Genomic DNA, 17,412 nt, shown 5'->3' on the forward strand with positions numbered 1-17,412 from the left:
CCTGCGGCGCGTGTGCACCCCGGATCATGGCTGACCCGGTGGCGGCTCACTCCCAGCGGTAGCCCGCGCCGCGGACCGTGACGATGTGGTCGGCGCCGAGCTTGCCGCGCAAGTACCGCACGTACACATCGACCACGTTCGAACCGGGGTCGAAGTCGAGACCCCACACCCGGCTCAGCAGCTGCTCCCGGCTGAGCACGCGGCCGGGGTTGCGCAGGAACTGTTCCGCGAGGGAGAACTCGCGCGCCGACAGATCGACTTCGCGGCCGTCGACGGTCGCGCGGCGGGCGAGGATGTCGAGCACCACGTCGCCGTGCGAGATCGCGACGCCGGGCTGCGGCACGCTCTCGCGCAGGCGCGAGCGCACGCGTGCCAGCAGCTCCTCGAACGTGAACGGCTTCGGTACGTAGTCGTTGGCGCCCGCGTCCAGCCCGGTGACCGTGTCCCGCGTACTGGAACGCGCGGTGAGCATGATCACCGGCACCGCGGAACCTCGGGCCCGCAGCTCGCGCAGCACCTCGAAGCCGTCCATCGTGGGCAGGCCGACATCGAGGAGCACGAGATCGGCATCCCCGCGCAGCGCCGATTCGAGCCCTTCCGGGCCGTCCTCGAAGACGAGCGTCTCGTAGCCGGCGGCCTCGAGGCCGCGACTCACGAACGCGGCGATCCGAGGTTCGTCCTCGACGATGAGGATCCTGGTCATCCGGCGGCCTCCCGTTGCAGCACGTCTCCGGCACGAACCGGTGCCGGCAGTTCGGCCTCTGTGGGAGGCAGGTGGATCGTGAATGTCGCGCCGCCGCCCGGCGTATCGGTGACGACGCAGTGCCCGCCGTGGCCCTTCGCGATCGCATCGACGATGGCGAGGCCGAGACCGGACCCGCCCACCGAGCGCTTCACGTGCGCGCGGTCGAAGCGGCGGAAGATCCTGGCCCGCGCTCCTGGTGGGATGCCGGGCCCGTGGTCGCGCACCCAGAGCCGTGAGCCGTCATCGGAGTGGGCACTGCCGATCTCGATGGGGCTGCCTTCGGGCGTGTATTTGGCGGCGTTGTCGGCGAGCTGCAGCCATGCCTGCAGCAGGCGGTCCTGGTCGCCGACCGTGACGCCCTCGGCACGGGCCTCGATCGTCCAGTGGTGCCCGGGGATGACGGCGACGAGCTCGCCCACCCGCTCGGTGAGCGAGGCGAGGTCGACCGTTCCGAGGCTGTAGGAGTCGGCCTCGGCGGTGGCCAGCAGGTCGATGTCCTCGACGAGCCGCGTGAGCCGGTCGAGCTCCGCGATGCCGATGTCCCGGGCGGACGCCACGTCCGCCGCATCCTGCGGATTCATGAGCTCGAGGTGCCCCCGCACGATCGTGATCGGCGTCTTCAGCTCGTGGCGCACGTCGTCGAGAAGCTGTCGCTGCACATCGACGGAATCCTCCAGGCGATCGAGCATCGAGTTGACCGTGCGCGACAGGTCGGCGATGTCGTCATTGCCCTGGGGCTCGAGTCGATGCGAAAGGTCGGTGATCGAGATGGCGTCGGCCGTCTCGCGGAGGCGGCGGATCGGCGACAGCAGCCGGCCGGTGACGAACCACCCCACGATCCCGATCGCGAACAGCACGGCGACCGCTGCGATGACGTACGTCGTCATGGCGAAGGTCACCGGCTGCAGCTCCGCGCTCAGATCGACCGCGCGGACGTACAGGCCCTGTCGCGGATCGCCGGCCATGCTCACCGGGATCGCGATGTAGCGGAGCGAACCCTGGTCGGTGACGGCGGTGCCCCGCTTCGTGTCGCCTTTCGCAGTCTCCCGGACGACCCGATCGATGAGCTGCTTGTTCTCAGCGATGCTGAAGCCCGACAACGTCTGCGGCGCCCATCGCGGAACTCCGTCGATCAGAGCGAGCGACGCCTCGTTGCGAGCAGGGACCAAGCGTGCCACCACCGCGTTCAGGTAATCGTCGACGTTCTGGAAGTCGTTCTTGTCGAGATCCTCCACCGCCGCGGAGGTACCGTCGGTCGGGTCGACCGCTTCACCGGTCGCGACGTCCTCGAGGACCTTCACCTGGTCCTTGAGACGTTCGTTCACGTCGCCGAGCGCCTGTTCGCGCTGCACCAGGAACGTGACGCTGCCCACGATCGCCAGACCCACGCACGCGACCGCCAGGATCGCGGCGAGGATCCTGACGCGCGCGGGAACCGGGCGGGGCGTTCGGGCCATGACCTGATTATCCCGCCGACGCACGGCTGGCGGCATGGGGTGGGCGGATCAGCCCGGGTGCGTCATCGAGAGAAGGTCGAGCTTCTCGTCGAGCTGCTCGAGCGTGAGCTCGCCGCGCTCGACGTAGCCGAGGTCGATCACGGCCTCGCGCACCGTGATGCCCTTCGCGACGGAGTGCTTGGCGATCTTGGCGGCGGCCTCGTAGCCGATGAGCTTGTTGAGCGGCGTGACGATCGACGGCGACATGCCGGCGTACGCCGCGGCGCGCTCGATGTTCGCCTCCAGACCGTCGATGGTCTTGTCGGCGAGCACCCGTGAGGTGTTCGCGAGCAGCTCGATCGACTCGAGCACCGCGCTGCCCATGATCGGGATGGCGACGTTGAGCTCGAAGGCACCGGAGGCGCCCGCCCATGCGACGGTCGCATCGTTGCCGATGACGCGGGCGCACACCATGAGCGTGGCCTCGGGGATCACTGGGTTGACCTTGCCGGGCATGATCGACGATCCGGGCTGCAGGTCGGGGATGTGCAGCTCGCCGAGGCCCGTGTTCGGGCCGGAGCCCATCCAGCGGAGGTCGTTGTTGATCTTGGTCAGCGACACCGCGATGGTGCGAAGGGCGCCGGATGCCTCGACCAGGCCGTCGCGGTTGGCCTGGGCCTCGAAGTGGTCCTTGGCCTCGGTGATCGGCAGCTCGGTGTCGGCGACGATGAGCTCGATCACGCGCTGCGGGAAGCCGAGCGGAGTGTTGATGCCGGTGCCGACCGCGGTCCCGCCGAGGGGGACCTCGGCGACGCGCGGGAGTACGGCCTGCACGCGCTCGATGCCGAGGCGGATCTGGCGGGCGTAGCCGCCGAACTCCTGCCCGAGGGTCACGGGAGTCGCGTCCATGAGGTGGGTGCGGCCGGACTTGACGACGGTCTTCCAGAGGTCGGCCTTCGCCTCGAGGGCGACGGCCAGGTGGTCGAGCGCGGGGATCAGGTCGTCGATGAGCTCCTGCGTCACGGCGATGTGCACCGAGGTCGGGAACACGTCGTTGGACGACTGCGAGGCGTTGACATGGTCGTTCGGGTGCACGGTCGCGCCGAGCGCCTGGGTGGCGAGGGTCGCGAGCACCTCGTTCATGTTCATGTTCGACGACGTGCCGCTGCCGGTCTGGTAGACGTCGATCGGGAACTGGTCGGCGAACTCGCCGGCGATGATGCGGTCGGCGGCGCCGGCGATGGCGTCGGCGATGACGCCGTCGAGCGTGCCGAGCTCCTTGTTCGCGAGCGCCGCGGCCTTCTTGATGCGCGCGAGCGCGACGATCTGGGCGGGCTCGAGCCGGTCGCCGGAGATCGGGAAGTTCTCGACGGCGCGCTGCGTCTGCGCAGCGTAGAGCGCGTTCTTGGGAACGCGCACCTCGCCCATGGTGTCGTGCTCGATGCGGTACTCGATGTCGGTCACGTCGTTGTTCCTCACGTGTCGGTACAGGGGTGTCTTGGCAGAGCTTTTTTGTGTTCAGGCGGTGTCGGTGATCCCGACGATGACGTCGGGCACCGCGGTGCCTTCGCCGAGGCGGTAGTTGGCGCCGACGATCGCGAGGCGCCCTTCGGCGACGGCGGAGCTGATCAGCTCGGAGGAGTGCAGCAGCTCGCCGACGGTGTCGCGGAGATGCTCGCGACCCACCTCTTCGGCGTCGATCACGTCGGGGTACTCGCCGTCCACGGCGGACGCCCGCTGGACGCGGCGCACCGCGGGCACGATCGGCGAGATCAGCCGCCAGATGTGCGGGGGCAGCGGATCGGCGTCGGGGCTGGTGCTGTCGATCGCCGCGCGGACTGCGCCGCAGGCGTCGTGGCCCAGCACCACGATGAGGGGCACTTCGAGCACCGCGACGGCGTACTCGAGGCTGCCCACGACGGATTCGGAGACGACCTGGCCCGCGTTGCGGACGACGAAGAGGTCGCCGAGGCCCTTGTCGAAGATGATCTCCGCCGCCAGACGCGAGTCCGCGCAGCCGAAGAGGGCGGCGCGGGGTCGCTGCCCTCCCGCGAGTTCATGCCGGGTGTCGGCGTCCTGCCGAGGGTGGCGGGGTTCGCCGGCGACGAAGCGCGCGTTGCCGCGCTGCATCTCCCGCCAGGCCTTCGCGGGGGTGGGCTGATCGGTCACTCGGCCTCCTGGCGCAGTGCGGTGATCTGGTCTGTGACGGAGCGTGCCGTCTCTTCGAGGGCGGTCTCGCCGGCGGCGCCGTAGATGAGCACCGTGTCGGTGCCGGCGTCGGTGGCGAGCGCGACCGAGATGTTCCCGGTGCGGTCGGGGTCGAGTTCGTAGCGCTCCCAGGTGATGCCGTCGATCGTGACGGTGTCCTGCGGGGCGGAGCCCGAGAGCACGCGGGCCGGCCACGCCTCGTCGGCATCGAATCCCTGCGCGACGCGCAGGAAGCCGCGCTCGTCCTCCTCGGCGGGGGCGTAGACGACGGTGAACGCGCGGACCCCGCCGTTGCCCTCGATGCCGGCGCGGTTCACGATCCACGCATCGGACATCTCCGCAGTGATGACCGTGCGCCCCTCGGAGGCGGCGACGCCCGCTGCGACCGAGGCGACGTCGATCGCTTCGCGCGGCGGCGGGGTGCCGCGGGGCACGGCGGCGATGATCACGATCACGACCGCCAGCGTCGCGAGCAGCGCCGCGATGAGATTGCGCACGTTCTGGCTCGAGCGGTAGATCCGCGACGACTCGGCCTTGCGGTCGGCGGTCTCCTCGGGCGTCTCGGGGCGACCGAGTTCGGCGACGATCCGTGGTCCGCGTGCCATCAGTGCACCTCGCCCTGCGCGCGATCGGCGGAGGCGCGTGCGGCCTCGAGCCGGCGCTTGGCCCCCAGCAGCCATTCCTCGCAACGAGCGGCGAGCGCCTCGCCGCGCTCCCAGAGAGCGAGGGAGTGCTCGAGGGTCGGGGCGCCCTGCTCGAGTTCGGCGACGACGCGGACGAGTTCATCGCGCGCCTGCTCGAACGAGAGGGTCGCGACGTCCGTGAGGGCGCCGCTCGTCTCAGTCATAGTCACAGTCTATTCGGCTGCGGGGTCCGCCCCGCGCGCCGCTCGTTCGGACGCAGGACCGGCCCGCGCCCCGCCCGATTCGGCTAGACGACGTCGCCCGCCCGGCCCTCGTCCTCCGCGATCTCGCCCTCGGAGCGTGCCGCGAACGAGCCGCGTCCGACGGTGACGACGATGGGGGTGGAGGGCGGAGCCTGCGTCGCGTCGCGCACGATGACACCGTCGGCGAGGTGCGCGATCGCGTAGCCGCGGGCCAGGGTCGATGCGGGGGAGAGGGCGCGCAGCGTCGCGCGGAGCTCGGCCGTGCGCTGCTCCTGGATGCGCAGCGACCGGTCGATGCGATCGCGCCCGCGCGCGGCGAGGAGCTCGACCTCGTGCGAGCGGGTGGTCAGCAGTGTCTCGGGGTCGCGCAGCACCGGGCGGGAACGCAGCTGCTCGAGCTGGGCGATGTCGTGCGAGATGCGCTGCGTGAGCCGTGTGTTCATACGGGCGCGCAGCTGCCCGACGAGCGCGCGCTGCTCAGCGACATCCGGCACGACGCGTTTGGCGGCGTCGGTCGGGGTCGACGCGCGCAGGTCGGCGACGTCGTCGAGGAGCGGATGGTCGTTCTCGTGGCCGATGGCGCTGACGACGGGAGTGGATGCCGCCGCCACCGCCCGGATCAGGCGTTCGTCGCTGAAGCCGAGCAGGGTCTGCGGGTCGCCGCCGCCGCGGGCGATGATGATGACGTCGACGTCGGGTGCGGCATCCAGCGCCTTCAGAGCCGCGATCGTCTCGGGAACGCACCGGTCGCCCTGCACGGCGGCGTATTTCGTCTGGAACCTCACCTGCGGCCAGCGCAGCTCGGCGTTGCGATGGACGTCCTTCTCGGCATCCGAGTTCTCGCCGGTGATGAGGCCGATGAGGTGCGGCAGGAAGGGGAGAGGCTTCTTGCGGGACGGGTCGAAGAGACCTTCGGACCGCAGCTGCACGCGCAGGCGCTCCAGCTTCTCCAGCTGGTCGCCGAGTCCCACGTGACGCATCGCCGAGACGCCGAAGCTGAAGTCGCCGTTCTTCACGAAGTAGTCGGCTTTTACGCACGCGATCACGTGGTCGCCGACCTTCAGGTCTCCGGGCAGCCGGTCTCGCGTGGACGACCAGATGCGGAACGAGACGGTGGCGTCGGTCACCAGATCCTTCAGGCGGCCGAAGACGTTGCCGCCGCGCTGGTTCCACCCCGTGATCTCGCCCTCGACCCAGACCGAGCCCCATGTCTGGACGAAACCGCGGATCGTGTCGTTGAGCCGGGCGACGGAGGTCGGCGCCTGCGCCGTGGAGTCACGCGGCGCGACCGAGTCCGGGGGCGGCGGCTCGCCGGGGACGGTGGCGGGCTGGAAACTCGTCATGCGGTCCTTTCGTGCCCGGGAAGGGCTTGCTCTCGCCGGTCGGCCGGCGGGCGCCGCGGGCTCCCGGTCGGAGGCCGCGCTCAGGAGCCCGCCCGTAGAATCGAGGGGTGAGCATCAGCACCGCGGGACAGACCCGAGCGAGTCAGGCCCCTGTGAGCATGCCCGTCCCGCGGATCCCGCGGCGGCGCGAACCGCTCAAGGATATCGCCGGGGCCGGACACAAGCGGGTGCTCCTGGCATCCCCGCGCGGCTACTGCGCGGGGGTGGACCGCGCCGTCATCGCCGTCGAGAAGGCGCTCGAGCGCTACGGCGCACCGGTGTACGTGCGCAAGCAGATCGTGCACAACATCCACGTCGTCACCGAGCTCGAGAAACAGGGCGCCATCTTCGTCGAAGAGGTGGATGAGGTCCCCTCGGGCGCCCACGTCGTGTTCAGCGCGCACGGGGTGTCGCCCGCGGTCGTGAACGCGGCATCCGATCGCGGTCTCCGCGCCATCGACGCCACGTGCCCGCTCGTCACGAAGGTGCATCGCGAGGCCGTGCGCTTCGCGCGGGACGACTTCGAGATCCTCCTGATCGGCCACGTCGGCCACGAGGAGGTCGAAGGCACCGCGGGTGAGGCTCCCGACCATGTGACCATCGTGAACTCGCCCGAGGAGGCCGACACCATCGAGGTTCGCGATCCCTCGAAGGTCGTGTGGCTGTCGCAGACGACGCTCTCGGTCGACGAGACGATGGAGACCGTGCGCCGTCTGCGGGTGCGCTTCCCTGAGCTGCAGGATCCGCCGTCGGACGACATCTGCTACGCCACCCAGAACCGCCAGGTCGCGATTAAGAAGGTCGCGAAGGATGCCGATCTCGTGATCGTCGTCGGGTCGGCCAACTCGTCGAACAGTGTCCGACTCGTCGAGGTCGCGCTGGAGCACGGCGCGAAGGCCGCCTACCGCGTCGACTACGCCGACGAGGTCGAGCAGGCGTGGCTCGAGGGGGTCGAGACCGTCGGCGTCACCAGCGGCGCGTCGGTGCCCGAAGTGCTCGTGCAGCAGGTGCTCGACGACCTCGCTGCGGCCGGCTACCGCGACGTCGAAGAGGTGCGCACCGCCGAGGAGGATCTGCAGTTCTCCCTTCCGAAGGAGCTGCGAACGGATGCCGCCGGCAAGCGCGACGACCGCGCCCTGGGTGGACGGACCCGCTCGTGAGCGACGCCGTCGACGCCCAGCCCGATCCGCGCTCGCGTCCCCGTCCCCAGTTCGGCGAGTACGCGACGCCGGAGGAGCAGCGGGCACGCATCCAGGAGCCGGCTCCGTGGCAGCTGGAGCCGATCGCGCCGATCATGACGGATGCCCCGGCAGACGGCATCCCACCCGCTCCTGCCGTCGCCGAGAAGCGTCCGCACCCCGTCGACCGCATCGTGACGTTCGCGCTGCTCGCCTACGGCCTCGTCAACGTGATCACCTCGGTGCCGGCGTTCCTCGACTACGGCTCGTACGCCGAGACGATGCTCGGGCTGATGGGCGCCGACGTGCAGCTCTCGGATCCCGCCGCCGGAGAACCCTGGGCGATCGCCGCAGTGCTCGTCCTCGTGGCCGGCTGGTGCGTCACGGCGGCCCTCTCGGTCTGGAACATCCGCCGCGCCCGCCTGACATGGTGGATCCCGCTGGTGGGCGGCATCGTCTTCTCGCTGATCGCGGGCGCGCTCATGGTCGCGCCGCTGACGAACGACCCCGCGGTCTGGCAGGCGCTCCTCGACAGCGCGCGGCTCTGACCTTCCGCGGCGCGCGGATCGCGCGCCGCGATGTCCCGCAACGGCGGGTCCATACTCACAGGTGACGACACGGGCGTGCTGCGGATTCACGTGAACCCGCAGGTGGTGTGTCTCGTGTCTCCTGCGGGAGGTGATGGATGCCGCACGACGACGTGGAGCGTCGAGACAGTGCCGCCGGACGCGATGCCGCGCGCCTGGCCGCTCTGTACGACGCACACGCGGCGCCGGTCTGGCGCTATGTCGTGCATCTCACCGGCGATCGCGCCGGTGCCGACGATATCGTGCAGGAAACGCTGCTGCGGGCGTGGCGAACGCCCAAGATCCTCGAGCAGGATCCTTCGACCACGCGCTCGTGGATGTTCACCGTCGCGCGCCACCTCGTGATCGACGAGGCGCGCAGCGCGCGGCGTCGGCGGGAGATCGACGTCGCCGAAGTCCCCGAGCGCACCGCGCCGGACGCCACCGACGCGCTGTTCGAGGCGATCCTCGTGGAGGAGGCGCTGGCCACGCTCACGACGGACCACCGCGCCGTCGTCGTGCGCGCCTACTACCGCGGCCTCTCCGTGGCCGAGATGGCCGACGAACTCGACATCCCGGAGGGCACCGTCAAGTCGCGTCTCCACTACGGGCTGCGCGCCCTCCGGCTCACCCTGCAGGAGAAGGGGGTGACGCGATGACCACCACGGATCACGGCCGCTTCGCCGATTGGGACGCCGCATACGTCGTGCGCGCTCTCAGCCTCGACGACCGCCGTCGATTCGAGGCCCACCTCGACAGCTGTCCCGTCTGCCGCGAGGCGATCGCGGACCTGGCGCCGACGATGGGGCTCTTGGCGAGGGTCGCACCCGAACGCGCCGAGACGCTGCTCGAGCCGTCGGACCATGACGGCCCTGATCCCGCTGCACGCGAGCGCATGGTCGTCCGCGGCACGCGCGACGGCCGTCGGCGCCGCATGATCGCCTGGGGCAGCGGCCTCGCGGCAGCGGCCGCCGTCGCCGTGGTGATCGCCTTCGCGGTGACGACGGCGGTCGCTCCGGCGAGCGTGCCCGAAGAGGTCGTCGCGCTCCAGGCCGTGACGGACGTGCCGCTGACCGCGAAAGTGGAACTGACCGACGTGGCATGGGGTACCCGCATCGCGATGACGTGCCACTACCCTCCCAGTCGCGATCCCTACACGGCCGATCAGGAGTGGCCGTACGTGCTCGTCGTCACCTCGACCGACGGCACCACGAGCGAGCTGTCTTCCTGGCGAGCCGGGCCGGGGACGACGGCCCACCTCGACGCCGGCACGGCGCTGGACCGCGCCGACATCGCGTCGATCGAGGTGCGGGCCGTCTCGGACGGCCGTGTGCTGCTGCGAGGCGAACCCGCGCCGCCGGGGGAGTGAGCGTGGCGGGCATGGACGCTCGCTAGGATGAGCGGATGCCTCGCCTGGTCGCCGTCTGCGCCGTCCGACGATTGCGTCCCGATGCCGGCTCGGTCGGCGTCACCGCGATCGACAAAGGCCCTGTGGACGGACCCGTGCGCGTCGGGCCGTACGGTGTGTACGCCGACGTGCAGGCCGACCGCAAGCACCACGGGGGCTTCGACAAGGCCCTCTACGCGTACGCCGACGAGGATGCCGCGTTCTGGGAGTCGGAGCTCGGCCGGGAGCTTCCGCCCGGCTGGTTCGGCGAGAACCTGCGGGTCGAGGGAATCGACGTCAACGCGGCGCTCATCGGCGAGCGGTGGCGCATCGGCGACCGCGTGGAGGTCGAGGTCACGATGCCCCGCACTCCGTGCCAGACGTTCGCGCGCTGGGTCGGCGGCGACGACGCGCGCGGGTGGGTCAAGCGCTTCTCGAACGAACGCCGCCTCGGACCCTATCTGCGCGTCGTCCGGGGCGGGCGCGTGCAGGCGGGCGACGAGATCGTGGTGGTCCACCGGCCCGACGGTGCTCCCGGGCTGCTCGACCGCTACGCCGACCCCGAATAATCCTCACGCCTCCGTGCGCGTCGCTTCGCGCCGCGTACGGAGCCTCGGGCGCGGGAGCCCACCCTCGGGGTCCGGGAATGCGCGAATGCCCCGGCACCTGCCCCGCGAGGCCGCTGCCGAGGCATCCGTCGAATCTGCTGTCTACGCGCCGAGGCTCTTGCCGGCCGAGCCGAGCTGCTTCGTGGCCTCGACCACGCGGGCGGCCATCGCCGACTCGGCGATCTTGCCCCAGGCGCGCGGGTCGTAGGCCTTCTTGTTGCCCACCTCGCCATCGACCTTCAGGACGCCGTCGTAGTTCGAGAACATGAAGCCGGCGACCGAGCGCGTGAACGCGTACTGCGTGTCGGTGTCGACGTTCATCTTCACCACGCCGTTGGCGACCGCGAGCGCGATCTCCTCGTCCGTCGAGCCGCTGCCGCCGTGGAAGACGAGATCGAGGGGCTTCGGGCCGGTGCCGAACTTCGCCGCGATGCCCTCCTGGATCTCACCGAGGAGCTCGGGACGGAGCTTGACGTTGCCCGGCTTGTACACGCCGTGCACGTTGCCGAAGGTGAGGGCTGAGATGTAGCGGCCGTTCTCGCCGAGGCCGAGTGCCTCGACGGCCTTCGTCACGTCGGCGACCGTCGTGTAGAGCGCCTCGTTGGAGCCCTCGTGCTGGACACCGTCCTCTTCGCCGCCCACGACGCCGATCTCGACCTCGAGGATGGCGTTGATGTTCTTGAGGCGGGGGAGCAGGTCCTTCGCGATCTCGATGTTCTCGTCGAGCGGGACCGCTGAGCCGTCCCACATGTGCGACTGGAAGATCGGGTTGCGGCCGGCCTTCACCTCTTCCTCCGACGCCTCGATGAGGGGGAGCACGAAGTCCGCGAGCGCCGGCTTCGGGCAGTGGTCGGTGTGGAGGGCGACCGTGATGGGGTAGCTCTTGGCGACCTCGGTGGCGAACTTCGCGAACGCGAGCGCACCGGCGGCGCGGTTCTTCACGGTGTGGCCGGCGAAGTAGTCCGCGCCGCCCGTCGTGACCTGGATGATGCCGTCCGAGCCGGCCTCGGTCAGTCCCTGGAGGACCGCGTTGATCGACTGCGAACTGGCGACGTTGATGGCGGGATACGCGAAGCCACCGGCCTTCGCGCGGTCCAGCATGTCGGCGTACTGCTCCGGGGTGGCGACGGGCATGAGTGCTCCCTTGATCGAGTGGGGTTCACGGAAACTCTACCCAAGGGCCGGAAGTCGGAACGGATGCCGCCCCCCCGGCCGATCGCGGGAAAACCACGTCCCTGCACTAGCGGAAAGAAAGGCGATTCCTTCGCTTTCCGTCGCGTGAAATTCCCGTGAATCGGGCGGGATGCTGGCATAGGCTGACCGCATGGTGAGCCTGACCGCGGACATGAGTCCCCTCCACCCCGACCGCAACCTCGCACTCGAGCTCGTGCGAGCGACCGAAGCGGCGGCGATCCGCGCGGTGCCGTTCATCGGCCGCGGCGCCAAGGAGGCGGCCGACGGGGCGGCCGTCGACGCGATGCGCGCCTTCTTCACCACCGTGAACTTCGACGGCACGATCGTCATCGGCGAGGGCGAGAAGGACGAAGCGCCGATGCTCTACAACGGCGAGCGTGTCGGCAATGGCCGTGGACCGCAGGCCGACGTCGCGGTCGATCCGATCGACGGGACCTCTCTCACGGCGGCCGGGCGCAACAACGCTCTCTCCGTGATCGCCGTCTCCGACCACGGCACGATGCTCGACGCGTCGAGCGTCTTCTACATGGACAAGCTCGTCACCGGCCCCGCGGGCGTGGGCGTCGTCGACATCCGCCTGCCCATCGGCGAGAACATCCGCCGGCTCGCGAAGGCCCTCGACAAGCCCGTCGACGAGCTGGTGGTCTCCGTGCTGCACCGCCCCCGCCACGAGCGCCTCATCGAAGAGATCCGCGAGGCCGGCGCGGGCACGCGACTGATGAGCGACGGCGACGTCGCAGGCGGCATCAACGCCGCGCGCCACAACGCCCGCACCGACATGTGCGTCGGCGTGGGCGGCAGCCCCGAAGGCATCGTCACCGCGTGCGCGATCAAGGCGCTCGGGGGTCACATCCAGGGCCGCCTCTGGCCCCGCGACGACGACGAGAAGCAGCGCGGCATCGACGCAGGCCTGAAACTCGACGGCTACGTCTACGAGGCCGATGACCTCGTGAAGGGCAACAACACGATCTTCGTCGCGACCGGCGTCACCGACGGCGCGCTCGTCGCCGGCGTCCGACGCGAGGGCGGGTACGTCTACACCGAGAGCGTCGTGCTGCGCGGCGCGTCGGGCACGCTGCGCCGGATCTCGTCGGAGCACCTCGTCTCGAAGTGGCTCTGACCGTCTGACGCTGAACGGCCGCGGTGGTGCGACACGTGATGCCGCCGTGACCGTTTCGTGACCGGCCTCCGAGGGAACTCTGGCAGAATCTTCAGTGGTGTCGATGGAGACACGACTGTGTTCCCTACTCGAGGAGTTGACGATGTCTGCGTACTCAGCCGATCCGTCGTCGCCCCAGACGGGCGCGCAGGCGGTGGTGGCGAACGCCATCGATCCCGCCCGCCGGCCGGACGTGCTCCTGCGGGTCCGTCGTGACGAGGGTCACGAGATCAGCGCCTGGTGGATGATCGGCGCGTTCGTCGGCGTCTCCGCCGCGGTCATCGTGCTCCTGAGCTTCGTTCCCGGCGGCGCCTGAGCCTCACTCGTTCGGAGAGGCGATGCGTGCGCGCACCTCGCCGAGCTCCGCGGTCGCGGAGCGACGCGGCGGGTCGACGTCGTCGCCTGCGCCCGACCCACGCCGCTCTTCGAGCCCGGGGAGCGTCTCGTCGAGCATCTCCGGCGCCGTGAGGCGGCGCGGGCTCTTCTCGATGGCGGCGGGCTCGTTGACGGCGTCGAGCTTGGTCGCGTCGATGCCGGGGAACTTGCGCGCGCTCACCAGCACACGCGTCTCGAGCGATCCGGCGAACCGGTTGTAGCTGTCGACGGTGCGCTCGATCGCTCGGCGCAGGTCGTCGGCGTGCGACGCGAGAGAGCCGAGCCGCTCGTAGAGCTGGTTGCCGAGATCGAAGAGCGCACGGGCCTCTTGCGAGACGTCCTGCTGGGTCCAGGTGTACGCGACCGTCTTGAGCACCGCCCAGAGGTTGACGGGCGATGCCAGTGCGACGCGCTTGCCGAAGGCGTAGTCGAGCAGCGACGGGTCTTCTTCCAGGGCGGCTGCGAGCAGCGACTCGCTCGGCACGAAGCAGACGACGAACTCTGGGCTCGACGAGAGCCCCGCCCAGTAGGTCTTGCGGGCGAGGGCGTCGACGTGCGCCCGCACCGCCTTGACGTGCTTGTCGAGCAGGCTGCGCCGACGGGCGGCCTCCGCTCCCTGCGCCGTCAGCGGGATGGCGCTCGCCTCCAGGAAGGCGTCGAGCGGGACCTTGGCGTCGACGGCGATCGCCTTGTCGCCGGGGAGGCGGATGACCATGTCGGGGCGGCCGGCGCCGGCATCCGACGTGATCGATGCCTGCAGGTCGAAGTCGACGTGGCGCGTGAGCCCGGCGGCTTCGACGACGCGCCGCAGCTGCGTCTCGCCCCATACGCCGCGGGTGCTCCCCGAACGCAGGGCGCCGGCCAGCGACTCGGTTGTCGCCCGCAGCGCCTCGTCGGACTCGTGTGCGCGTCGCAGCTGTTCGGCGAGCGTGCCGAACTGCAGGTGCCGGTCCCGCTCGAGATCGTCGACCTTCGTGTGCATGGCCGCCAGCGTCTCCTGCACGGGCGCGAGCGCCCGCAGCACCGACTGCTCGCGACGCTCGCGTTCCTCGCGGGCCGCCTGGTCGTGGCGCGCCTGGCTCGCGAGCTCGCGGTAGAGCACCTGCTGGTGCTCCAGCTGGGCCTGCACGCCCTGCCGCGCGGCCTCCGAGCCGGCGAGCCGCGCGGTGAGGTCGGCCTGTTCGCGTGCGGCCCGTGCCGCGCCGCGGGCGAGACCCGCCGCCCAGCCGGCCATCACGCCGACGAGGAGGCAGGCGATTGCCACCACACTGATCACGACTGCGTCCATGGCTCCAGGGTGCCGGATGCCTCGGACATCGCCCGTGCGGCGGGCCGCAGCATCCGGTTCCGCGTCATGCGACGGCGAACGAGACCGCGGGAGCCTCGGCGGCCGCGATCTGCGACACCCGGACGCCGACCGCCTCGGCGAGGGCGTCGATGTCGCCGGCGCCCACGCGCCGCGCCGCGTCGATCATGACGTGCGCGCAGGCCATGGCGTCGGCGGTGGCGTTGTGGTGCGGGAAGTCGGCGAATCCGGCCTCCGCGGCGACGAACGGCAGCCGGTAGGACTCGAGACGGTAGACCCTGCGGGCCACCTGGAGACTGCACGCGTAACGGTACGGCGGGCATTCGTCCCCGGTCGCGTCGCACGCCCGCTTGAGCACCGCCATGTCGAAGCCGGCGTTGTGGGCGACGAGGATGTCGTCTGCGGCGAAGGCGACGATGTCGGCGAGCTGGCTGCTCCACGGCGCCGCGTCGACGACGTCCTCCGGCCGGATGCCGTGGATGCGGACGTTCAGCTCGAAGAACACGTCGTGCCCCGCCGGTGGGCGGATCAGCCAGCCTGTCCGGTCGACGATCTCGCCATCGCGTACCCGCACGAGTCCGACCGCACAGGCCGAGGCGTTGCTGGAGTTCGCCGTCTCGAAGTCGATCGCGGTGAAGTCCAGAGGCACATCCCCAGACTCACCCCGGCCCGGCTGCGCGGACGGAAGGCGCGCCGAGCGCGCGCTCTCGTCATAGGGTCGGAGACATGGCCAGTCGCGAAGAGATGTCGCGCTCGTTCGGGGCCGCCGCCGGCGCGTACGAGTCGGGCCGGCCCGACTATCCGCGCGAAGCCGTGGACTGGATGCTCGCTCCGGTCCGCGAGCCGGGCCGCGCTGTGCGCGTCGCCGACGTCGGGGCGGGCACCGGCAAGCTCACCCGCACGATCGTCGAAGCCGGGGCCGAGGTCGTGGCGATCGACCCCGACGCCGACATGCTCTCGAGCCTCCGCGAGCACGTCCACGGCGTGCCGACCTTCGTGGGGACGGCGGAACGGATGCCGCTTCCCGACGCTTCCGTCGATGCCGTGCTGCTCGGCCAGGCGTGGCACTGGGTCGACCCCGTCGCTGCTTCGGCCGAGGTCGGGCGGGCGCTTCGCGAGGGAGGTGTGCTCGGGCTCGTCTGGAACATCCGCGACGAGACGGATCCGTGGGTCGCTCGTCTCACGGCCGCGATGCACGGCAGCCACGCAGAGGAGATGCTCGCGGGCGACGGCCCCCGGGTCGCCGAGCCCTTCGACGGACTCGAGCCCCGCTCGTGGAGATGGACGCGCTCCATCACGCGTGCAGCACTCATCGACATGGTCGCCTCGCGCAGCTACGTCATCACCGCGTCGGACGCCGACCGGACGGAGATCCTGGCAGCGGTGAGCGACCTGTTCGACGAACGCCGGGTCACCGAGGCGACCGGCGCCGAGGTCGTGGACCTGCCGTACGTGACGCACGCGTTCCGGGGCCGGGCCCACGCGCCCCGAGGGCCTGCGCAGCGCGCCAGCGCTGCGTCGAGGGGGCGTGAGGATCGTTCCTGAGATCTCGGCGGGTCACGCGCGGACGGTGCCCACGACGTGCCATGGCCCGCTGGCCTCGCGGTAGCGCGGTTCGAGCCCGCGCCCGCTCAGCACCGCGATCATGGCGTCCGGCATGTGCGCGTACGCCCGGTAGGGATTGCCCGTCAGGGCGTAGAGGGTGTTGATCGCGCGCGCTGAGAACCGGGCGAGCACTGTGCGCGGCGGGTGACTGAACACGACGGCGCGGTCGGCCCGTCCGGCGGCCGCACCGAGCAGACGCTCGTAGTCCGGGTAGCAGCAGACGACGCGATGCAGCACGACGATGTCGGCCCGCTCCACCGCCTCGGGCGTGCTCGCGAGATCGACCCCCAGCATCCGTGTCACGCGATCGCGCAGGCCGGCCTCGTCGAGCAGCCTCGCAGCCTCGGACTCGTAGGCCGCGGACAGCTCGACGTTGGTCGTGTGGGACGCGCCCCGCTTGAGCGCTTCCAGCTGGATGTCGCCGATCCCCCCGCCGATCTCGAGCAGAGACGCCCCCTCGAGCCCGACCGAGCCCGCGAAGTCGAGCACCAGCGCCGCGCTCGGCGTGAGACCGCCGTTCCGGTACTGGCGCGCGAGCCGACGGGCGAACCGGGCGTTGAACTCCCGGTCGTAGCCCTCCGGCACTCTCGGCGCGCAGCACTCGTCCACGCGCTCAGTATCGCGTCGCACGACACGCCCGGCAACGGGCGAGCGTCGCGGCGCCGCGGTGTCGACGGGGCGGCGTACCGTGGCGCGGGTGCGCACTCTCACCGTCTGCAACTTCGTCACCGTCGACGGCCGCTACGAGGACGACGATCACGACATCGGCTCGTTCTTCGAGCACTGGCATCCCGACTACCAGGGCGCCGACACCTTCGACCACTACACGACGGCGCTCCTGCGCGCGTCAGACACCCTGCTGCTCGCGGGCCGCCGATCGACGCTCGGCAACCTCGGCTACTGGACGGGCGTCCGGTCGGACCCCGATGCGACCGACATCCGTCACCAGTTCGCCGAGCTGATCCTCGGGGTCGAGAAGGTCGTCGTGTCCGACACGATCACCGCGGACGACATCGCGTCGTACGAGAACATCCGCATCGTGCGGGTCGCCGACGCACGGGAAGAGGTCGCGGCCCTCAAGCAGCGCGAGGGGCGCGGCATCCTCGTGCTCCTCGGCCGGGTGCTGTGGAACGACCTCATGCGCGCCGGGCTCGTGGACGAGCTGCACCTCGTCACGTTCCCGCTGATCGCCGGGTCCGGCGTGCCGCTGTTCGACGAACGGCCGGCGGTGGCCCTGAAGCTGCTCGAGACCCGGTCGTGGGAGGAATCGGGCAACGTGCTGATGCGATGGCGCGTCGATCCGGACTGATCCTGGGAGGGACGGATGCCGCGGGGTGCGGCATCCGTCCCGCCAAGGCGCGGGGCCACCTCGCCTAG

Annotated in this window: 20 protein-coding genes; 9 read left to right on the forward strand and 11 right to left on the reverse strand. The window is 70.7% G+C overall.

From position 1 onward, the window contains the following. Positions 1–46: 46 nt before the first annotated feature. The 7 genes from RS82_RS02745 to xseA form a co-directional block, all read right to left on the reverse strand. The gene (locus RS82_RS02745) at positions 47–703 is read right to left on the reverse strand and encodes a response regulator transcription factor (RefSeq protein WP_045296744.1); all 657 of its coding nucleotides are present in this window, start codon (positions 701–703) and stop codon (positions 47–49) included. Beyond that, the gene (locus RS82_RS02750; RefSeq protein ID WP_045296745.1) at positions 700–2,202 is read right to left on the reverse strand and encodes a sensor histidine kinase; all 1,503 of its coding nucleotides are present in this window, start codon (positions 2,200–2,202) and stop codon (positions 700–702) included. The genes RS82_RS02745 and RS82_RS02750 overlap by 4 nt, the downstream gene beginning before the upstream one ends. Before the next feature lie 48 nt (positions 2,203–2,250). Further along, a complete protein-coding gene (locus tag RS82_RS02755; RefSeq protein WP_045296747.1) occupies positions 2,251–3,645 on the reverse strand; it encodes a class II fumarate hydratase in 1,395 nt (464 codons plus the stop codon). Positions 3,646–3,699: 54 nt separating this feature from the next. Then, positions 3,700–4,311, reverse strand: coding sequence for a carbonic anhydrase (locus tag RS82_RS02760; protein WP_084695430.1), 612 nt, complete (start codon positions 4,309–4,311; stop codon positions 3,700–3,702). A 35-nt stretch (positions 4,312–4,346) separates the two neighbouring features. Beyond that, complete coding sequence (locus RS82_RS02765) at positions 4,347–4,994, reverse strand: DUF4245 family protein (RefSeq protein ID WP_045296749.1); 648 nt, start codon at positions 4,992–4,994, stop codon at positions 4,347–4,349. Next, positions 4,994–5,236 (reverse strand): exodeoxyribonuclease VII small subunit, encoded by a 243-nt coding sequence (locus RS82_RS02770; protein ID WP_045296751.1) that lies wholly within the window; start codon positions 5,234–5,236, stop codon positions 4,994–4,996. Before RS82_RS02770 ends, RS82_RS02765 begins: the two co-directional genes overlap by 1 nt. A gap of 83 nt (positions 5,237–5,319) precedes the next feature. After that, positions 5,320–6,618, reverse strand: a complete 1,299-nt coding sequence (gene xseA / locus RS82_RS02775; RefSeq protein ID WP_045296753.1) for an exodeoxyribonuclease VII large subunit — start codon at positions 6,616–6,618, stop codon at positions 5,320–5,322. Between the two features lie 158 nt (positions 6,619–6,776). Between xseA and RS82_RS02780 the strand changes: the two genes are divergently transcribed. The 5 genes from RS82_RS02780 to RS82_RS02800 all read left to right on the forward strand — a co-directional run bounded on the left by RS82_RS02780 (position 6,777) and on the right by RS82_RS02800 (position 10,357). Continuing rightward, a complete protein-coding gene (locus RS82_RS02780; protein ID WP_045296810.1) occupies positions 6,777–7,817 on the forward strand; it encodes a 4-hydroxy-3-methylbut-2-enyl diphosphate reductase in 1,041 nt (346 codons plus the stop codon). Then, entirely contained in the window at positions 7,814–8,383 is a 570-nt protein-coding gene (locus tag RS82_RS02785) for a DUF6264 family protein (RefSeq protein WP_045296755.1), read from the forward strand. Before RS82_RS02780 ends, RS82_RS02785 begins: the two co-directional genes overlap by 4 nt. A gap of 137 nt (positions 8,384–8,520) precedes the next feature. After that, positions 8,521–9,060, forward strand: a complete 540-nt coding sequence (locus RS82_RS02790; RefSeq protein ID WP_045296756.1) for a sigma-70 family RNA polymerase sigma factor — start codon at positions 8,521–8,523, stop codon at positions 9,058–9,060. Beyond that, entirely contained in the window at positions 9,057–9,770 is a 714-nt protein-coding gene (locus RS82_RS02795) for a zf-HC2 domain-containing protein (protein WP_045296758.1), read from the forward strand. Before RS82_RS02790 ends, RS82_RS02795 begins: the two co-directional genes overlap by 4 nt. Before the next feature lie 35 nt (positions 9,771–9,805). Continuing rightward, positions 9,806–10,357, forward strand: coding sequence for an MOSC domain-containing protein (locus tag RS82_RS02800; RefSeq protein WP_045296760.1), 552 nt, complete (start codon positions 9,806–9,808; stop codon positions 10,355–10,357). 141 nt (positions 10,358–10,498) lie between these two features. Here the strand turns inward: RS82_RS02800 and fbaA are convergent, their stop codons facing one another. Then, positions 10,499–11,530 (reverse strand): class II fructose-bisphosphate aldolase, encoded by a 1,032-nt coding sequence (gene fbaA / locus RS82_RS02805; protein WP_045296761.1) that lies wholly within the window; start codon positions 11,528–11,530, stop codon positions 10,499–10,501. A gap of 190 nt (positions 11,531–11,720) precedes the next feature. Between fbaA and glpX the strand changes: the two genes are divergently transcribed. Both glpX and RS82_RS02815 read left to right on the forward strand, forming a co-directional pair. Further along, entirely contained in the window at positions 11,721–12,710 is a 990-nt protein-coding gene (gene glpX, locus RS82_RS02810) for a class II fructose-bisphosphatase (RefSeq protein ID WP_045296764.1), read from the forward strand. Between the two features lie 142 nt (positions 12,711–12,852). Then, the gene (locus tag RS82_RS02815; protein ID WP_045296766.1) at positions 12,853–13,065 is read left to right on the forward strand and encodes a hypothetical protein; all 213 of its coding nucleotides are present in this window, start codon (positions 12,853–12,855) and stop codon (positions 13,063–13,065) included. Positions 13,066–13,068: 3 nt separating this feature from the next. Here the strand turns inward: RS82_RS02815 and RS82_RS02820 are convergent, their stop codons facing one another. After that, positions 13,069–14,412 (reverse strand): DNA recombination protein RmuC, encoded by a 1,344-nt coding sequence (locus tag RS82_RS02820; RefSeq protein WP_045296767.1) that lies wholly within the window; start codon positions 14,410–14,412, stop codon positions 13,069–13,071. Positions 14,413–14,476: 64 nt separating this feature from the next. After that, entirely contained in the window at positions 14,477–15,079 is a 603-nt protein-coding gene (locus tag RS82_RS02825) for a 3'-5' exonuclease (RefSeq protein ID WP_045296768.1), read from the reverse strand. Positions 15,080–15,156: 77 nt separating this feature from the next. Here RS82_RS02825 and RS82_RS02830 point away from each other — a divergent pair, with 77 nt between their 5' ends. Beyond that, positions 15,157–15,975, forward strand: coding sequence for a class I SAM-dependent methyltransferase (locus tag RS82_RS02830; RefSeq protein WP_084695428.1), 819 nt, complete (start codon positions 15,157–15,159; stop codon positions 15,973–15,975). Positions 15,976–15,987: 12 nt separating this feature from the next. On the opposite strand, the gene RS82_RS02835 is transcribed toward RS82_RS02830, so the two are convergent. Beyond that, a complete protein-coding gene (locus tag RS82_RS02835) occupies positions 15,988–16,644 on the reverse strand; it encodes a methyltransferase domain-containing protein (protein ID WP_045296812.1) in 657 nt (218 codons plus the stop codon). Between the two features lie 88 nt (positions 16,645–16,732). Between RS82_RS02835 and RS82_RS02840 the strand changes: the two genes are divergently transcribed. Continuing rightward, positions 16,733–17,344 (forward strand): dihydrofolate reductase family protein, encoded by a 612-nt coding sequence (locus RS82_RS02840; protein WP_045296813.1) that lies wholly within the window; start codon positions 16,733–16,735, stop codon positions 17,342–17,344. The last annotated feature ends 68 nt before the right edge of the window (positions 17,345–17,412 follow it).

The sequence above is a fragment of the Microbacterium trichothecenolyticum genome, from assembly GCF_000956465.1.
Classification (GTDB): domain Bacteria; phylum Actinomycetota; class Actinomycetes; order Actinomycetales; family Microbacteriaceae; genus Microbacterium; species Microbacterium trichothecenolyticum.

Coding starts and splice junctions, on each gene's coding strand:
- RS82_RS02745 (WP_045296744.1), bottom strand. CDS start 703: ATGACCAGGATCCTCATCGTCGAGGACGAACCTCGGATCGCCGCGTTC.
- RS82_RS02750 (WP_045296745.1), bottom strand. CDS start 2,202: ATGGCCCGAACGCCCCGCCCGGTTCCCGCGCGCGTCAGGATCCTCGCC.
- RS82_RS02760 (WP_084695430.1), bottom strand. CDS start 4,311: ATGCAGCGCGGCAACGCGCGCTTCGTCGCCGGCGAACCCCGCCACCCT.
- RS82_RS02765 (WP_045296749.1), bottom strand. CDS start 4,994: ATGGCACGCGGACCACGGATCGTCGCCGAACTCGGTCGCCCCGAGACG.
- RS82_RS02770 (WP_045296751.1), bottom strand. CDS start 5,236: ATGACTGAGACGAGCGGCGCCCTCACGGACGTCGCGACCCTCTCGTTC.
- xseA (WP_045296753.1), bottom strand. CDS start 6,618: ATGACGAGTTTCCAGCCCGCCACCGTCCCCGGCGAGCCGCCGCCCCCG.
- RS82_RS02780 (WP_045296810.1), top strand. CDS start 6,777: ATGCCCGTCCCGCGGATCCCGCGGCGGCGCGAACCGCTCAAGGATATC.
- RS82_RS02790 (WP_045296756.1), top strand. CDS start 8,521: ATGCCGCACGACGACGTGGAGCGTCGAGACAGTGCCGCCGGACGCGAT.
- RS82_RS02795 (WP_045296758.1), top strand. CDS start 9,057: ATGACCACCACGGATCACGGCCGCTTCGCCGATTGGGACGCCGCATAC.
- RS82_RS02800 (WP_045296760.1), top strand. CDS start 9,806: ATGCCTCGCCTGGTCGCCGTCTGCGCCGTCCGACGATTGCGTCCCGAT.
- fbaA (WP_045296761.1), bottom strand. CDS start 11,530: ATGCCCGTCGCCACCCCGGAGCAGTACGCCGACATGCTGGACCGCGCG.
- glpX (WP_045296764.1), top strand. CDS start 11,721: ATGGTGAGCCTGACCGCGGACATGAGTCCCCTCCACCCCGACCGCAAC.
- RS82_RS02815 (WP_045296766.1), top strand. CDS start 12,853: ATGTCTGCGTACTCAGCCGATCCGTCGTCGCCCCAGACGGGCGCGCAG.
- RS82_RS02820 (WP_045296767.1), bottom strand. CDS start 14,412: ATGGACGCAGTCGTGATCAGTGTGGTGGCAATCGCCTGCCTCCTCGTC.
- RS82_RS02830 (WP_084695428.1), top strand. CDS start 15,157: ATGGCCAGTCGCGAAGAGATGTCGCGCTCGTTCGGGGCCGCCGCCGGC.